Here is a 15,631-nt window from a genome sequence, read left to right on the forward strand (position 1 = left end):
AATGACTATGTCAAATATTCTGACAATGTTGTTGTTCAATTCATCATCTCGTGCTAAAATCCAAATATAACTGAAAAACGGTACTACAGTTCCGAAAAACGGAACTTGAAGTATTGATGCAGATAATTCAGCTTGGATTTTATTTACTATCTGCAAATGATTACGCTTACAATGAAGTTTTTAAGGGGGAAGAACGCATTGAGTAGAGTGGATTTAAACTGTGATTTAGGGGAAAGCTTTGGTGCTTATCGCATTGGCAATGATGAAGCCATTTTAGAACACGTGACGTCTGTAAACGTAGCCTGTGGATTTCATGCAGGGGATCCAAGCGTCATGAGAAAAACGGTAAAATTGGCCGCTGAAAAAAAAGTGCAAATTGGTGCTCATCCTGGTCTACAGGACCTTATCGGTTTCGGACGCAGAAACATCAATATTTCACCTCAGGAAGCCTACGATATCGTAGTCTATCAAATTGGTGCATTAAACGGTTTTTTGCAAGCAGAAGGGTTATCAATGCAGCATGTAAAACCTCACGGTGCACTATATAACATGGCTGCTAAAAATAAAGCGTTGTCTGAAGCAATAGCAAAAGCTGTTTACAACGTAAATCCTGAGCTGATTTTGTTTGGATTATCTGGAAGTGAGCTGATTCAAGCAGGTAACAGAATTGGTTTGAAAACGGCCAACGAAGTATTTGCAGACCGTACCTATCAGTTAGACGGTTCTCTTACGCCTCGTACAGAACCAAATGCTTTAATTGAAAATGACGACGAAGCTGTTTCTCAAGTTATTACAATGGTGAAAGAAGGGAAAGTCAAATCTCAGCAAGGCAAGGATGTAGAATTGCAGGCAGACACGATTTGTATTCACGGAGACGGGGCTCACGCACTTGAATTTGCTCGTCATGTCAACCGTTCTTTACAAGCATCAGAAGTGGTAGTTAAGGCTATTTCACAATAAAAACTACATACAATCAGGAGGAAGATGATATTGGAGCCAATAAAAAAATCAACACCTCAGCAAAAGCTTTCGGCTGCACCTAAAGTAAACTGGACGTTAATGCTTGGAGCCGCTTTTTTAATGGCCACATCGGCTATTGGACCAGGCTTTTTAACTCAAACTACCGTATTTACACAAAATTTAGCCGCAAGCTTTGGATTCGTTATTTTAATTTCAATTATTCTTGATATCTTTGCTCAAACCAACGTATGGAGGATTATTGCCGTTTCTGAAAAACGCGGACAAGAAATCGCCAATATGGTATTTCCCGGATTAGGATACGTGCTCGCTATTTTAATTGTAATTGGAGGACTTGCATTTAATATTGGAAATATTGCCGGTGCCGGTCTTGGATTAAATGCGATTACAGGTATTTCTCCAACAGCCGGAGCTGCAATTAGTGCAGTTATTGCCGTGCTAATCTTCGTTGTAAAAGAAGCTGGAAAAGCAATGGATCGCTTCACGCAAATTGCAGGTTTTGTCATGATTGGGCTAATGCTATATGTAGCAGCTACTACTTCACCTCCCGTTGGAGAAGCTGTAGTGAAATCTTTTAAACCCGATCAAATCGACATCATTGCGATCGTTACGCTTGTTGGAGGTACTGTTGGTGGTTATATTACCTTTGCAGGCGGACATCGTCTTTTAGATGCCGGGGTAAAAGGCATCGATTCTTTACCTCAAGTAACTAAAAGTTCTGTAACAGGAATTCTTATCACTTCCGTTATGCGAATCGCTTTGTTTTTAGCTGTACTTGGCGTTGTATCTAAAGGGTTACAAATTGATCCGGCCAATCCTCCAGCATCCGTGTTTCAGCTCGCAGCAGGGAACGTTGGCTATAAAATCTTTGGGATTGTCATGTGGTCTGCCGCTATTACGTCTGTAGTGGGAGCTGCGTATACATCTGTTTCATTTATTCAAACGTTTAGTGAAAAACTTAATAAGAACTCAAACTGGATTATTATTGGGTTCATTATTATTTCAACTTTATCGTTTGTCTTAATTGGAAAACCTGTAAAAGTTCTTCTTTTAGTTGGAGCAATCAATGGATTAATTTTGCCAATCGCTCTAGGAACATTACTGATCGCTGCGTACAAAAAAAGCATTGTTGGTGAGTATAAACATCCTTTATGGCTTACCATTTCTGGTGTACTTGTCGTTATTGTAATGGCTTTAATGGGCGGCTATACGTTAATGGATCAACTTCCTCAATTATTTAAATAAAACAAAGTGCCCGAACGTAAGTTGCGTGCGGGCACTGATGGGAGATAGAAATATGATAACCCTTTCACAGCTAACTCCAGCTGAACTTCGTCAGCAAATCCGTAACAATCAGCTTATTCACCCAACGGCAGGCATGGCAAACGGCTATGCTCAAGCTAATTTAGCTATTTTACCAAAGCAACAAGCCTTTGACTTTCTATTGTTCTGTCAGCGTAACCCTAAATCTTGTCCGCTTTTAGATGTAACAGACGCTGGATCTCCGGTGCCAAAGTTTGCAGCTCCGTCTGGAGATATTCGTACAGACCTTCCCAAGTATCGAATCTATGAAAATGGGGAACTAGTAAAAGAAGTAACTGATATCACAGACTATTGGACAGAAGATATGGTAGCTTTTCTTATCGGATGTAGCTTTACATTTGAACACGCGCTTTTAAACAACGACATACCTGTTCGTCACATTGAAGAAAATTGTAATGTTCCTATGTATAAAACAAATATTTCATGCGCTGAAGCAGGAATATTTCACGGCTCAACGGTGGTTAGTATGCGTCCAATTCCTCAGCAAGATGTAGTACGGGCAGCCCAAGTAACTTCACGTTTTCCAGCTGTGCACGGAGGACCTATTCACATTGGAAACCCCGCTGCAATAGGGATCCAAGACCTGCACTCTCCGGATTTTGGTGATGCTGTTTCCATTAAGGTAGGTGAGGTGCCCGTGTTTTGGGCTTGTGGTGTAACTCCTCAAGCAGTAGCGATGGAAACAAAACCTTCTATTATGATTACACATGCTCCGGGGCATATGTTTATCACAGATATTCGAGATGAAAAACTAGGTGTTTTATAAAAGAAAGAGGTGTAGATATGAATCAAACCGTAACAAAAGCGTCAGCTGTTATTTCTCCGCTTGGGGACTCAGCGCTTGTTATAACGTTTGGAGATAGCATTCAGTATGACATTCATAAACAAATTAAAACGTGTAAAGATTCGATAGAATTAAATCCTTTCCCTGGGTTTATTGAATGCGTGCCGGCATTTACGAACCTTACGATCTTTTATAACCCTCTTGAAGTGGTAGCAGCCGTGAAAAAGAAGGAGAAAAAAGAATTTGTGTCTCCTTTTGAAGCAGTGTCTTCTATCCTTCAAAGTAAATTAGAGAACGAACAGACAGAAAAAGAGTTAGACCATCGTACGGTTTCCATTCCAGTTTGCTACGGAGGCGAGTATGGACCTGACCTTGAATATGTGGCTCGTCACCATAACTTAACAACTGAAGAGGTAATTAGTATTCATTCTGAAGGTGAATACTTAGCGTACATGATTGGATTTGCTCCTGGATTTCCGTTTCTTGGAGGATTATCTGAAAAAATTGCTACGCCTCGTCGGTCGTCTCCTCGCACGTCTATTCCTGCCGGTTCGGTTGGTATTGCAGGAATGCAAACAGGAGTGTACCCTATTTCCACTCCCGGAGGATGGCAGTTAATTGGTCAAACACCTATTAAGCTGTTTTTGCCGGAGCAAAATCCGCCAAGTTTGCTTCAAGCAGGAGATATTGTGAAATTCAAACCCATCTCTAAAGAAGAGTATCAAGAAATGCAGGCAAAGGAGGGTGAAAAATGAGTATAAGAGTTAGTAAAGCCGGATTATTAACGAGCATTCAAGATTTAGGAAGAAGAGGATTTCAGCAGCACGGTGTGATTGTAAGCGGAGCAATGGATTCTTATTCCCTCCGAATTGCTAATTTACTAGTTGGTAACGATGAAAAAGAAGCGGGACTTGAAGTTACGCTAATGGGGCCTACCCTTGAAATAGAAAGCGATTGTTTAGTAGCGATCACGGGGGGAGATTTAACTCCTTCGGTCAACGGAAAGCCAGTACCTATGTGGAAACCTTTATTTATTCCAAAAGGAAGCACTTTAGCATTTGGTCCTTGCAAAACCGGGTGTCGTTCCTATCTATCTGTAGCTGGAGGATTTTCTATTGATGAAGTGTTAAATAGTAAAAGCACGTATTTGAGAGGCAAAATTGGTGGCTATAAAGGAAGAGCATTACAAACAGAGGACGTTTTACCTCTATCTGTTCCTGCTGGTTCAAAGCCTGCTTTTCTTTCAAATGAACTGATAAACGGAGTATATACTTCTCCATGGTCCGTAAATTATAAAGAATTTGTTCATTTTACAAAGAAACCAAGTGTCCGTGTTATGAATGGCAGTCAATTTGATTTATTTACAGCTGAAAGCAAAAGTCATTTTATGAAAGAGCCCTTTAAAGTATCAAATCAATCAGATCGAATGGGCTATCGAATGGATGGACCTTCTCTTCAGCTTCAAGAAAAAAAAGAGTTATTGTCTGAAGCCGTTTCACAAGGTTCTGTTCAAGTCCCGCCAGATGGAAATCCCATTATCCTGTTAGCAGACCGTCAAACAACGGGTGGATATCCTAAAATCGCTCAAGTCATCACAGCAGATTTACCGCTTTTAGCTCAAGTAAAACCTGGAGAATCCATTTACTTTTCTCACATTTCGCTTCATGAAGCAGAAAAAATTTATTTAGTAAAAGAACAGATGCTTCAAGAATTGAAGATTGCTATTAACCTTGCGTCAACTAAATAACACAAAACGGGAGTGACAAGAAATGATAAACGTACGTGAATTGCAAGAAGTTGTTTCATTAATGAATGAATCTGGTATTCAAAAGCTCCATATTGAACACGAAGGAACAAAAGTTGTCATTGATAAAGCGGGAATTCCTTTAGAAGGCCTAGCTGTTACAGAAGTGAAAACTGAAGAAGTACAAGCAAAAGACGCTGCCACTGAGCAATCGCCTCAAGATTCTATGTCTGTAAACTTACCAGAAAATAATGAAAAGCAAATTTTATCACCAATGGTCGGAACCTTTTACGCTAAGCCAGAAGCAGATGCCGATCCTTTTGTTCAAGTAGGACAAACAATTGAACGCAAAGATGTTGTATGTGTAATTGAAGCGATGAAGCTGTTTAACGAAGTAGATGCAGGAATGGAAGGAGAAGTGCTTGAAATTCTTGTGAAAGACGGAGATGTTGTTGAGTTTGGACAGCCTCTATTTATCGTAAAATCATATTAAAGTATACATACTGTCAGGAGGAGCCACTATGTTCAAAAAAGTGTTAATCGCAAACCGCGGGGAGATTGCAGTTCGTATCATTCGAGCTTGTAAAGAGATGGGAATTGCAACCGTGGCCGTGTATTCAGAAGCAGACAAAGATGCACTTCACGTGAAGCTAGCAGATGAGTCATTTTGTATTGGTAAAACGTCTTCTAAAGAAAGCTACTTAAATATTCGTAATCTGCTTACCGTAGCGCAAGTAACCAAGGCAGACGCTGTTCATCCCGGCTACGGATTTTTAGCTGAAAATGCTGATTTTGCTGAGATGTGTGAATCCTATGACGTTACCTTTATTGGTCCAAAAGCAGAAGCCATTCGCAAAATGGGAGCAAAAGCTGTAGCAAGAGAAACAATGAAACAAGCCGGCGTGCCTATTGTACCTGGCACGGAGGGACTGATTAAAGATAGCAGCTCAGCTATTCCAGTAGCAAGAGAAATAGGCTATCCCATCATCGTAAAAGCTACAGCGGGCGGCGGTGGAAAAGGAATGAGGCTTGCTCATAGCGAAGAGGAGCTAGAAAAAGCGATTCGTCAAGCTCAGCATGAAGCGGAAACAGCCTTTGGAAACGGCGGCGTATATCTTGAAAAGTATTTAGAAGAACCAAAACACATCGAAATTCAAATTATTGCTGATGAAGAAGGTAATGTAGTTCATTTAGGTGAACGAGATTGTTCGATTCAGCGACGTCATCAAAAGTTGGTAGAAGAAGCTCCATCTCCTGCGGTAGATGAAAACCTTCGTGCTAAAATGGGCAAAGCGGCGGTCTCGGCAGCTAAAGCAGTTGATTATACAGGTGTGGGAACGGTGGAGTTTCTGTTAGATAAACACGGACATTTTTACTTTATGGAAATGAACACACGGATTCAAGTTGAACACCCTGTTACAGAACTTGTAACAAACATTGACTTAATTAAAGAACAAATTTCCGTAGCAGCGGGCTACCCGCTATCATTTTCTCAGCGGGATATTCAGTTAAAAGGATGGGCAATTGAATGTCGAATCAATGCAGAAAATCCGGCTAAAAACTTTATGCCTTCTCCTGGAAAAGTCGAGATGTATTTACCTCCCGGCGGCTACGGCGTTCGTGTAGACAGCGCGGTTTACCCAGGCTATGAAATTTCTCCATTTTATGATTCAATGGTGGCCAAATTAATCGTAACAGGGAAAGACCGAAATGAAGCGATTCAACGAATGAAACGTGCGCTCGAAGAATTTATCATTATAGGTATTCACACAACCATTCCTTTTCATTTAGAATTACTGAATCATCCTTCTTTTAAGGAAGGGGATTTTACAACCAAATTTCTAGAAAGTAACCCTATTTCCATTAAAGAACTAGAAACGGTGTAAGAAAGGAAAGTGCTCTTATAAGGGAGTGCTTTCCTTTTTTTCTTCATGTATAATAAAAAGAACATATGATTAGCTAGTAAGCTATACGTCTATCAAATACATGTATTCGCACAAATAAGGGAGAAGGTTTTATGCAAGCTAATAATAAAACAGTCGTTAAATCCATGCAGATTCTCACGCTTTTTATCAAGCACCCTAAGCTTACCTTCACAGAAATGATGGAATATTCAGGCGTTCCAAAAACTTCTTTGCACCGGATGGTTGGTTCGCTTGAAGAGATGGGATTTTTAACAAAAGATGAGCAAGGATACTATTCGCTAGGACTTTTATTCTTGCAATTTGGTCAGCTAGTGGCTAATCGCTTAGATATTAGACATATCGCAAAGCCTGTAATGGAAACGCTCCGAGACGAAGTAGAAGAAGCGGTTAATTTAATTGTACGAGATGGGAATGAAGCCATGTATATTGAAAAAGTAGATACGCTTCACCCAGTGCGTCTTTATACATCAATTGGAAGGCGTTCGCCTCTTTATGCAGGAGCTTGTTCACGCATTATTTTGGCGCATTTACCCGAAAAAGAACAAGAGGCATATATTAGTCAAACGGAGCTAGCTCCAATAGGTATTGGAACCATTACAGATCAAAAGAAACTAAGAAATGTATTAAAAGCAGCAAAAGAAAAAGGGTATACCATTAGCACCTCTGAATTAGAAAACTATACAACATCCGTGAGCGCGCCGATTGTAAATCATCAAAATGAAGTGGTTGCAGGCATTAGCGTAGCGGGAATTGAAGCGAGATTTCAAGGAGACAGACTGCCGTTCATTATTCAAAAAGTAACAGAAGCGGCGAGCTTAATTTCTGAAAAACTCGGTTATCAAGGATCATTAAAGTAGCATACATAGAAAAATGGAGGTAGACCATTGAAACGATTAGAAGGAAAAACAGTCGCACTCGTAGGTCAGCGGAAGGTAGAAGAAATCAGCAAAATTGTTGAAAACCTTGGCGGGACCCCGCTTGTACGGCCTGCTCAAGGAACCATCTTTTTAGATGACACACACTTAGAGGCAGATATTAAAGAACTTGTAAAAGGAAATTATGATTGGTTTATTTTTACGACAGGAGTCGGTACAGAAATTCTTTATAAAACAGCAGATAAGCTAGGGCTGGCCGACGAATTCCTTTCTTCTTTACAAGCAGCCAATATTGCTGCACGCGGGTATAAAACCGTAAATATGTTAAAAAAGCTAGGCGTTACTCCAACCGTTCGAGATGATGATGGAAGTACCGCAGGACTCGTCAGAGCGCTTCATTCGTTTTCTTTTGAAGAAAAGCATGTAGCGCTTCAGCTTCACGGAGATCCTGCACCAAAATTGATTGATTTTCTATCGAATCAAAAAGCCCAATTTAAAGAGATTTTACCGTATCAGCATATTCCTCCAAAAGCGGAAGTCATGGAACAGCTTATAAACGAATTAACAAGCGGGAAAGTCGATGCTGTTAATTTCACAAGCGCTCCCCAAGCCCGCTTTTTATTTTCGTTTGCAAAAGAACACGGACAAGCCGATCACATTCGAGAACTCTTTAACAGCTCTGTAGTAGCTGTATCCGTAGGAAAAGTAACCGCTGCTGCTTTAAAAGAAGAAGGAGTAGGACGTATTGTTATTCCCGATCAAGAGCGAATGGGAAGCGCAATTGTAGCTTTAGAACATTATTATCAGCAGCGTAATTAAAAAAACCTTCTCGCTATGAGGCGAGAAGGTTTTTTATATGGCTTCATCCAAGCGTTGTCGAATATTGTTTGAAAATTGCCTATTTCCCTCTTTTTGAACTTCTTCAAACATCGAATAGAAATAAATTCATTGTTATTCCAGAAAATCATTTTCAAATATTGTAAAAATGGTAGATAAAGGGTAAAAATAGACGAATATGTTAAAAAGTTGTTACGTTTCTTTTAGAAATATCTTAAATCTAAACAGCTTAAACAATGATAATTATCTACTTCATAACGCTAAAAACATTGCTGCTTGAAGCTTAATAGATGTTTCACTTGCATGGGGAAATAAAGGTATATTTTTGCAGGCAAGAAGTGAATGTATACACAAGCTTTAAATGTTACATGACTGAAATACAATTGTAATATTGTTATTCTTTTTTTGAACGCTTATCGTGGTATAATTTTCGTAGATTTTCATTAGCATATTTAGCTATTTATCGACAAATACAGTGAACTTTACATAAATTGTCAGACTTTTATACATATTGATACATAATTAGAAATTACTAGTTTAACAGAGCGAGAAAGCGGAGGAATTCATATTGAAAAAGAAAATGCTTTTACTTAATACAACGGTTTTATTAGGTTTAGGAGGAGTTTTATCAACCCCAGCATATGCCTCTACCATTCAGGATATGGAATCACAAAAATCTCAAATTCAAAATCAGCGCCAAGATGTGCAATCTAACATCAAAGCAGCTTCTGATGAATTAACACGCCTTCAAGCAGAACAAGATCAAATGAAAGCACAGCTTGAGCGATTAACATTGGCAGAAGAAGAAAATAGTAAAAAAGCCGAAAAAACAGAAGCGGATATTAAAGAAACGTCTAAACAAGTAGAGCAGCTTGAAAAAGAAATTAAGCTGCTTCAAGAAAAACTTGAAAAGCGAAATGATATTTTAAAGGATCGTGCACGTTCCATGCAAGAAAGCGGCGGTAACGTAGAGTATTTACAAGTTTTACTTGGTTCTTCAAGTTTTGGTGATTTTGTAGACCGCGCGCTAGCTGTTTCGACGATTGTAGATGCAGACCGCGGTATTTTAACAGAAACTAAAAATATGCAAGACGAACTAAAAACAAAACAAGCAGATGTTAAATCTAAGTTAGCTAGCTTAGAAGATATGAAGGCAGAACTGGATGAAATGACTGTCCAGCTAGCAGCTCAAAAGAAACAAAAAGATGCGTTAGCAAAAGAACTAAAAGATAAAGAAGCAAAAAATGAAGAACTAAAAGCTTCTCTACAATCAAAAGACAGCTCTCTTGCGAATGAACAGTCTACGCTTGAACAAAATATTAAAGATCAAAAAGCGGCGGAAGAAGCAGCAAGAAAAGCAGCTGAACAAGCGGCTAAAGAGGCAGCTAAGAAAGCAGCCGAACAAGCTCAAAAAGCAGCGGCGGCACCAGCTGAAAAAGCCGATTCATCTTCTGCTAAGGCAGAAGCACCAAAAGCAAGCAGCAATGATGTGGCACCTACAAGCGCTCCGGCTCCAAAAGCTAGCAATGTTGTAACGGTAGGAAACCGCTGGATTGGAAACTCTGCTTACGTATTTGGCGGAGGACGCAGCCAGTCTGATATTAACCACGGTTTATTTGACTGCTCGTCATTTGTACACTGGGCATATTCTCAAGTTGGTGTTAACCTTGGGCCTCTTGGATCTGTAAGTACAGAAACGTTAAAGCATGCTGGAACGCAAGTGTCTTCTAGTCAAATGCAGCCTGGAGATCTTGTTTTCTTCGATACATATAAAAAAGACGGACACGTTGGTATTTATGTAGGCGGAGGCAAGTTCATCGGTGCTCAAAGCTCAACAGGTGTTGCAATTGCAAACATGAGCAGCGGCTACTGGAAACAAAAATTCAACGGACGCGTAGTTCGTATTTAATAGGGTATAGTAAAGAGAAAACATCCAAATTGGATGTTTTCTTTTTACATTGTAAGGAGCGTATGCCTATGAACTCTATTTTTGATCATATACAGCCCAACTTAGATATTTTATTTGTCGGTTTTAATCCAAGCATCCGTTCCGGTGAAACGGGTCATCATTTTGCTAATCCAACCAATCGTTTCTGGACAATTCTTCACAAAGCAGGTTTGACAAATCGTAAATATCATCCAGAAGAAGATCACTCGCTGTTACAGCTAGGATACGGTTTAACAAATATTGTAGAGCGGCCTACAAAGGCAGCTGATGAGATTACAAAAGAAGAATATGCAGAAGGCAGAGAAATCTTAAAGAAAAAAATCGCTACATACACGCCTAAAATCGTTTGTTTTGTTGGAAAAGGCGTTTATCAGCAGTACAGCGGACGCAAGCAAGTAAAGTGGGGCAAACAAGAGGAATCGATGGTATCAGGAATAATGGATTTTGTTGCCCCGTCTTCAAGCGGACTCGTTCGGATGAAAGTAGATGAAGTAGTGGCTATTTACGCAGAGCTTCCGAAGCTGCTGCGTACATTAAAATAGAGAAAGCCCTAGGGCTTTCTCTATTTTGTAAATGTAATATCAATTTGAATAATTTCTGATCGGCTTCCGATTCGAAGCGGAGGACCCCAAAAGCCAAATCCTGAAGAGACAATGGTATGCAGTTGATTAGTTTGCTTGTAGCCCCAATCAATTTCAAATAACCGCTTTGTGATCAAATGATTAGGTGCCATTTGTCCTCTGTGAGTATGACCGCATAGAAGTAAATCTACGCCCGCTTGTTCCGCTTCTTTTAAAGAAAGGGGCTGATGATCCATCGCGATGACCGGAAGAGAACGATTCGTTTCACTGGCTAAATCGAAAAAGCTGTCTCGGTTTTTATCCGTCTTATCTTTTCTTCCGATTAAGTACAAGCTATCACCTATGTTTAAGACTTCATCCATTAAAATAGGAATGTTCATTTCTTTCATTCTTTCCACAAACTGAGGAATCTTCCCGCCGTAATACTCATGGTTTCCCAAAATTCCATATGTGCCTAAAGGCGCTTTGAGCTGCTTCATCATATAATCCATTTCTTTTTTAAAGAATACGTGGGGATCATCGTCAATAATATCTCCAGGAAGTAAAATAAGATCTGGCTGTATCTTTTGTACATGAGTGATTAGCCGCTGCAAATGTTTTTTGCCGGACAATGTGCCAAAGTGCATATCGGATGCTACGGCAATGCGGAGGTTTTTTCGATTCGTCTTTTTAGCAACTGATATCGTATATTTCCTTACCACAGGGCTGTAAGCATTATACGTACCGTAGGCGAAAATGAATAAAAAAGCGGCAATTATAAAAAGTCCGATTGAATCGATAGCTGTAGAAAGCGAAGCGCCTAGAAAAGTGAGAATATATACGGCTAGATTACTTATAGGAAGCAAAAGGACTGAATATTGAATAAATCCTAACCAATACGATCCTACAACCTTAAACATGCTCACTTGTTGAAACGCGCGACTGATGATAAAGGAATAAGCAAAAAACACAACGATCACCGTAAGAATCCATTTGTTTTCCACTTCAAACATTGTGTGAAGCCACACCCAAGCGTTCCATCCGATGTACAGAACGAATAAATTATATAAAATAACAACTAAAATAGACCTTACTAACACACTTACTTTCATACGCTAACCTCTTTTCTTTCATCCGTAATTCCACTATAGCTCATTTTTATTGCTTCAACAAAATTTTATCTCTTCTTTCATCAATAAAATTTTTGCCTGTCGCACAAACGAAAAAACACACCTATAAAACAAGGTGTGTTTTTTGTATTAATGATGGTGATGCGCGTGGTGAAGGCTGCTAATCACAAATTCAGGCTCTGGAACGTGGAAATATTGAATCCATACGCCTTCTAAAAATTTCTCGCGTTTATCTAAAACGATATCGATATCTTTATCTGTTTTTACGATTTCATCATGTTCAGTCGGCGTATCGAATTTCCAATCATAATGCGCATGATCACCGTGGTCGATAGTTACATATACACGGATCATTTTTCCTTGACCTTCTGGGCTAGCCAAGGCATTTCTTAATACTTTTGCTGCGTTTCGATTAATTTTTACTTCCATTTCGAAAACTCCATTCTGTAACTTAGTATGTAAAGTATTTTCGCAAACTTAAACGAAAAAGAGAAATTTTTTGCCTGATGCTCCGTATAGAGTTGCTTCATTCCAACGTAATACGCTACACTACACCATATTGAATGAAAAAGGAGCGTATCATAAATGAAGATCGTTATTTTAGGTGACACTCATATTCCCAAAAGAGCGAAACATTTTCCAAAAAGACTCCTAGCTGAACTGAAAACAGCTGATGCGATTATTCATACCGGAGATTTTCAAACGATAGATGTCTACCATGAACTGCGCGTTTTTGCTCCTGTACACGGTGTGATTGGAAATGTAGACAGTGAAGAGCTTCAGCAAGTACTTCCAACTTCATTACTCCTTCCGTTTGATGATGTTATGATTGGCGTAGTCCACGGTCATGGAAAAGAAAAGACGACTGAAAAACGTGCACTTTTGGCATTTGAACATCAACAAGTCGATGCAGTAATTTTTGGTCATTCTCATATTCCTGTTCATAAACAAATTGGTGATATTACATTGTTTAATCCAGGTTCTGCTACTGACAAGCGGCGTCAAAAGCAATTTTCGTTTGGACTGCTGTACATAAAAAAAGACACGCTGCACTTTGAACATGTTTTTTATGATTCTAAAGACTAAAACAAGAGGGGACTCTTGTTTTAGCACTTTTACGTTTACGTTGTGTGGTCTAAATGAGCGATATATTCGTGAAGCTTATTTTCTTCATAGTCGTTTAAGTCATGCATCGGAATAACCTGCTGAGTTTGAGGATCCGTTCCTCTTACTTCCGCAATTTTTACTCCTTCTTTATAGATATTAAAAATATCTTTTTCTTCTCCGCGCTGAACCTTTTCTGTTTCAAACATTGAAAAAGACTTGCTGTTTTTACTTTCTTCCATTAAAATCACCTACTTTTTTTATCGTACTCTTATCTTTTCACTCCCATTGTTAATTATGTATACACTCGATGACTAAAGGAATATGAAGTCTTGCCGATAGAAAGGAAGTGCACGATTACTTTTAACTACGGAGAGAGAGGCTACATAGCATGGAGAGAGTAAGAAAAAAAAGGTCCCTTAATAACTTCAAGATAAAGCTAGGGCTAGCATTTGCAGCGATCTTATTAGTGCCATCTGTTACGATAGGTGTATCAGCTTACATAACAGCGAAACATGAAATTGAAAACCAAATTATTAACACAGCACAGCAAAATGTACAGTCCATTAATTCAGTGATTGACGATACCATTGGACCCAAAATTCATGATGTAGAGTTTTTTGCATCAGTGGTAAACAACGAGCGCTACAATGAAAAAGATATGGCTACTTTAAGCAAAGATTTTAACTTATATGCTTCGCTTCATCCAGAAGCCGTCAGCATTTTTACAGGAAATCAGCAGGGGAAGTTTATTCAAGCGCCTAAAAAAGTGACACAAGCAGGCTATGATCCCAGAGAACGAGATTGGTACAAGCTAGCCATGCAGAACAAAGGGAAAACAGTTGTCACTGAACCTTATCCCTCAGCCTCTACAGGTCAAACCGTTATTACTGTAGCAAAAACAACGGCGGATGGCACAGGGGTTATTGCTTTAAATTTAGATATAAGCCGCATCAATAAAGCTGTCAGCAAAGTGAAAATCGGAGAAAAAGGATATCCATTTCTTTTAGATGGAGAAAGAAAATATATTGTTCACCCTACGGAAAAAGCAGGTACAAAAGCAACAGATTCTCTTTTTGACAAGCTTTATGCAAAGAGCTCCGGATTCTTTGAATATACCTTTAACGGTGATGAAAAAAAGATGGTCTTTACGACAAATAAAACAACAAGCTGGAAAGTTGCAGGCACTATGTATTCATCAGAAGTGAGTGAAGCAGCACAGCCTATCTTTTACAAAACACTATTTATTATTGTAGCTTGTCTGATAATAGGTAGTCTTACCATTTTTGTGGTGTTGCAATCAATTATTAAACCGCTCAAACAGCTTAAGAATCAGGCTCTAAGCGTTAGTGAAGGAGATCTGACAACAGCGATTACCGTCAATTCAAAGGATGAAATCGGCGAGTTAGGGTATGCTTTTAGTCAGATGCAAAACAACCTTCGTACATTAATTCAAAATGTTGAAATGAGTGCAGAACAAGTGGCTGCTTCTTCAGAAGAGCTAACGGCCAGTTCACAGCAAACGAGCGCTGCGACTGAACAAGTATCGGTTGCGATACAAGAAGTGGCTTCTAGTGCAGAAAAACAAACGTCTGTTATTGACCAAAATGCAGCTTCTTTAGATGAGATTGTACAAGGAGTTTATACCATTGCCAAGCGTACAGAAACTGTTTCTCAGCTATCAAATCACACAACGTCTGAAGCGGTAGAAGGTGGAAAAGCCGTGAGAGAAACGGTCGAACAAATGGAATCCATTTCTCAGTCCGTCGAGCTATCTAATACAACGATTCGTACTTTGTTTCAACGTTCAAAAGAAGTTGGAACCATTTTAGAAGTAATCAGCGGCATTGCTGCTCAAACAAATTTACTAGCCTTAAATGCTGCAATCGAAGCGGCACGAGCTGGAGAACATGGAAAAGGGTTTTCCGTTGTAGCAGCAGAAGTAAGAAAGCTGGCAGAACAATCACAAGTGTCCGCGTCTCAAATTTCTGAGCTTATTCAAGCTATTCAACAAGACACTCAGGAATCTGTACATACAATGGAGCAAGTTACAAACAAAGTTGAAGAAGGACGAACAATATCACAAACGGCTATTCAAAAATTCGAACAAATTCTAAGCAGCATGAATGAAACGACTCCGCAAGTAGAAGAAGTGGCTGCGACTGCTCAGCAAATTTCAGCAGCGGTAGAAGAAGTGGCTCGTACAGCAGGTGAAATGGCAATCCTTGCTAAAGGAAATGCAGCTACATCTGAAGAAGTGGCTGCATCAACTGAAGAGCAGCTGGCTTCAATGGAGGAAATTGCTGTTTCCGCACAATCTCTGTCTCAAATGGCAGAACAATTGACAGCACTCATTAGCAAATTTAATTTGTAAACTTTCGTCAAATCGTCATAGACCTCTTTTATATTGGAAAAAGTAGAAC

The 15,631-nt window shown here is 39.4% G+C and carries 16 protein-coding genes; 13 read left to right on the forward strand and 3 right to left on the reverse strand.

Annotated elements, in window-relative coordinates:
• Positions 1–198 precede the first annotated feature (198 nt).
• The 11 genes from pxpA to mug all read left to right on the forward strand — a co-directional run bounded on the left by pxpA (position 199) and on the right by mug (position 10,956).
• Positions 199–960 carry a 5-oxoprolinase subunit PxpA gene (gene pxpA, locus ACXAE4_RS15480; protein WP_098999362.1) on the forward strand — a complete coding sequence of 254 codons (762 nt, stop codon included), beginning with the start codon at positions 199–201 and terminating at the stop codon, positions 958–960.
• Between the two features lie 24 nt (positions 961–984).
• Positions 985–2,223, forward strand: coding sequence for an NRAMP family divalent metal transporter (locus ACXAE4_RS15485; RefSeq protein ID WP_034327739.1), 1,239 nt, complete (start codon positions 985–987; stop codon positions 2,221–2,223).
• A gap of 52 nt (positions 2,224–2,275) precedes the next feature.
• Positions 2,276–3,067 (forward strand): putative hydro-lyase, encoded by a 792-nt coding sequence (locus ACXAE4_RS15490; protein ID WP_289578944.1) that lies wholly within the window; start codon positions 2,276–2,278, stop codon positions 3,065–3,067.
• Between the two features lie 17 nt (positions 3,068–3,084).
• The gene (gene pxpB / locus ACXAE4_RS15495) at positions 3,085–3,840 is read left to right on the forward strand and encodes a 5-oxoprolinase subunit PxpB (RefSeq protein WP_116741271.1); all 756 of its coding nucleotides are present in this window, start codon (positions 3,085–3,087) and stop codon (positions 3,838–3,840) included.
• On the forward strand, positions 3,837–4,832 hold the full coding sequence (locus tag ACXAE4_RS15500; RefSeq protein ID WP_289578943.1) for a 5-oxoprolinase subunit C family protein: 996 nt from the start codon (positions 3,837–3,839) through the stop codon (positions 4,830–4,832). Before pxpB ends, ACXAE4_RS15500 begins: the two co-directional genes overlap by 4 nt.
• A 22-nt stretch (positions 4,833–4,854) precedes the next feature.
• A complete protein-coding gene (gene accB, locus ACXAE4_RS15505) occupies positions 4,855–5,322 on the forward strand; it encodes an acetyl-CoA carboxylase biotin carboxyl carrier protein (RefSeq protein ID WP_115654013.1) in 468 nt (155 codons plus the stop codon).
• Positions 5,323–5,350: 28 nt separating this feature from the next.
• Positions 5,351–6,715 carry an acetyl-CoA carboxylase biotin carboxylase subunit gene (gene accC / locus ACXAE4_RS15510; RefSeq protein WP_115654012.1) on the forward strand — a complete coding sequence of 455 codons (1,365 nt, stop codon included), beginning with the start codon at positions 5,351–5,353 and terminating at the stop codon, positions 6,713–6,715.
• A gap of 131 nt (positions 6,716–6,846) precedes the next feature.
• A complete protein-coding gene (locus tag ACXAE4_RS15515) occupies positions 6,847–7,611 on the forward strand; it encodes an IclR family transcriptional regulator (RefSeq protein WP_289578942.1) in 765 nt (254 codons plus the stop codon).
• Between the two features lie 27 nt (positions 7,612–7,638).
• Complete coding sequence (locus ACXAE4_RS15520; RefSeq protein ID WP_289578941.1) at positions 7,639–8,448, forward strand: uroporphyrinogen-III synthase; 810 nt, start codon at positions 7,639–7,641, stop codon at positions 8,446–8,448.
• Between the two features lie 586 nt (positions 8,449–9,034).
• Positions 9,035–10,375, forward strand: coding sequence for a coiled-coil domain-containing protein (locus ACXAE4_RS15525; RefSeq protein WP_014459957.1), 1,341 nt, complete (start codon positions 9,035–9,037; stop codon positions 10,373–10,375).
• A gap of 68 nt (positions 10,376–10,443) precedes the next feature.
• On the forward strand, positions 10,444–10,956 hold the full coding sequence (gene mug, locus ACXAE4_RS15530) for a G/U mismatch-specific DNA glycosylase (RefSeq protein ID WP_028413256.1): 513 nt from the start codon (positions 10,444–10,446) through the stop codon (positions 10,954–10,956).
• A 20-nt stretch (positions 10,957–10,976) separates the two neighbouring features.
• On the opposite strand, the gene ACXAE4_RS15535 is transcribed toward mug, so the two are convergent.
• Positions 10,977–12,086, reverse strand: a complete 1,110-nt coding sequence (locus ACXAE4_RS15535; protein WP_289578940.1) for a metallophosphoesterase — start codon at positions 12,084–12,086, stop codon at positions 10,977–10,979.
• Between the two features lie 147 nt (positions 12,087–12,233).
• Positions 12,234–12,533, reverse strand: a complete 300-nt coding sequence (locus ACXAE4_RS15540) for a hypothetical protein (RefSeq protein ID WP_028413258.1) — start codon at positions 12,531–12,533, stop codon at positions 12,234–12,236.
• Between the two features lie 156 nt (positions 12,534–12,689).
• Here ACXAE4_RS15540 and ACXAE4_RS15545 point away from each other — a divergent pair, with 156 nt between their 5' ends.
• Complete coding sequence (locus ACXAE4_RS15545; RefSeq protein WP_028413259.1) at positions 12,690–13,190, forward strand: metallophosphoesterase family protein; 501 nt, start codon at positions 12,690–12,692, stop codon at positions 13,188–13,190.
• Between the two features lie 35 nt (positions 13,191–13,225).
• Here ACXAE4_RS15545 and ACXAE4_RS15550 read toward each other — a convergent pair whose 3' ends face one another.
• Positions 13,226–13,450 (reverse strand): hypothetical protein, encoded by a 225-nt coding sequence (locus ACXAE4_RS15550; RefSeq protein ID WP_014459961.1) that lies wholly within the window; start codon positions 13,448–13,450, stop codon positions 13,226–13,228.
• A gap of 149 nt (positions 13,451–13,599) precedes the next feature.
• On the opposite strand from ACXAE4_RS15550, the gene ACXAE4_RS15555 reads away from it, so the two are divergent.
• The gene (locus tag ACXAE4_RS15555) at positions 13,600–15,582 is read left to right on the forward strand and encodes a methyl-accepting chemotaxis protein (RefSeq protein WP_028413260.1); all 1,983 of its coding nucleotides are present in this window, start codon (positions 13,600–13,602) and stop codon (positions 15,580–15,582) included.
• Positions 15,583–15,631: the final 49 nt, after the last annotated feature.

This window comes from Priestia sp. ABM2_011, from assembly GCF_056158845.1.